This window comes from Phenylobacterium aquaticum (genome assembly GCF_022695515.1).
Taxonomy (GTDB): Bacteria; Pseudomonadota; Alphaproteobacteria; order Caulobacterales; family Caulobacteraceae; genus Phenylobacterium; species Phenylobacterium aquaticum.
Window position 1 is genome coordinate 1 of record NZ_JALDPT010000087.1, and the last position, 1,431, is coordinate 1,431.

General features: G+C 69.6%; 2 protein-coding genes. Both read left to right on the forward strand.

Translation table 11 applies throughout. From position 1 onward, the window contains the following. The coding region (cysC, locus tag MQH10_RS26195) for an adenylyl-sulfate kinase (protein ID WP_242566898.1) at nucleotides 1-950 on the forward strand (950 nt) is incomplete at its 5' end. Further along, a partial coding sequence (locus MQH10_RS26200; protein ID WP_336605246.1) for an inositol monophosphatase family protein occupies nucleotides 947-1,431 on the forward strand: 485 nt, incomplete at its 3' end. The genes cysC and MQH10_RS26200, both read left to right, overlap by 4 nt.

Here is a 1,431-nt window from a genome sequence, read left to right on the forward strand (position 1 = left end):
CCCGCGGCGACGTGCTGTCGACCGCCGCCTCGCCGCCCGAGGTCGCCGACCAGTTCGAGGCCACCGTAGTCTGGATGGACGACGAGGCCATGCTGCCCGGCCGGCCCTATCTCTTGAAGATCGGGACCCGCACGGTCGGCGCCTCGATCACCGAGCCCAAGTACAAGGTCAATGTGAACACGCTCGAGCACCTGGCCGCCAAGCGCCTGGAGCTCAACGAGATCGGGGTCTGCAACCTCTCCCTCGACGCGGCCATCGCCTTCGACGCCTATGCCGAGAACCGCGATCTCGGCGGCTTCATCCTCATCGACCGGATCTCCAACCGCACGGTCGCAGCCGGCATGCTGCACTTCGCCCTGCGCCGCTCCCAGAACATCCACTGGCAGGCGCTGGATATCGACCGCGCCGCCCGCGCGGCCCAGATGGGCCACGGCGGCAAGGTGGTCTGGCTGACCGGCCTCTCCGGCGCCGGCAAGTCGACCATCGCCAATCTGGTCGAGAAGAAGCTCTACGCCGAAGGCCGCCACACCTATCTGCTGGACGGCGACAATGTCCGCCACGGCCTGAACAAGGATCTCGGCTTCACCGACGAGGACCGGGTGGAGAACATCCGCCGCGTCGCCGAGGTGGCCAAGCTGATGGCCGACGCCGGCCTGATCGTGCTGGTCTCCTTCATCTCGCCCTTCCGGGCCGAGCGGCGGATGGCCCGCGAGCTGATGCCCGAGGGCGACTTCATCGAGGTCCATATCGACACCTCCCTGGCCGAGGCCGAGCGCCGCGACGTAAAAGGCCTCTACGCCAAGGCCCGCTCCGGTCAGCTGAAGAACTTCACGGGCATCGACAGCCCGTACGAAGCGCCGGAAAATCCGGAGATCCGCATCGACACCCAGGCCATGACCCCGGCCCAGGCCGCCGAGGCGATCACCACCTGGCTGGAAGCCCACCCATGACCGACGCCGAACTGGCCCTGAAGCTCGCCGAGACCGCCGGCCAGTTGCTGATCACCCTGCGCGAAAGCGGCCTCGTCACCGGCAAGGCCCTGGGCGCGGCAGGCGACGCCGTCGCCCACCAGTTCCTGGTCCAGGCGCTCGCCCACCAGCGGCCTGAGGACGGCGTGCTGTCGGAGGAAGGCGCGGCCGATCCGGCCCGGCTGGAGAAGTCCCGCGTCTGGATCGTCGATCCCCTCGACGGCACCCGGGAATATTCCGAAGCCCGCCCCGACTGGGCGGTACATGTGGCGCTCGCCATCGACGGCGTCGCCGCCATCGGCGCCGTGGCCCAGCCGGACCTCGGCGTCGCCTATTGCACCGACGCGCCCGCGCTCGGCCCCTGCCCCGGCGCGCTGAAGATCCTGGTCAGCCGAACCCGCCCGCCGGAACAGGCCGAACGCGCCGCGTTAGCCCTGGGCGCCGAGCTCATCGGCATGGGCTC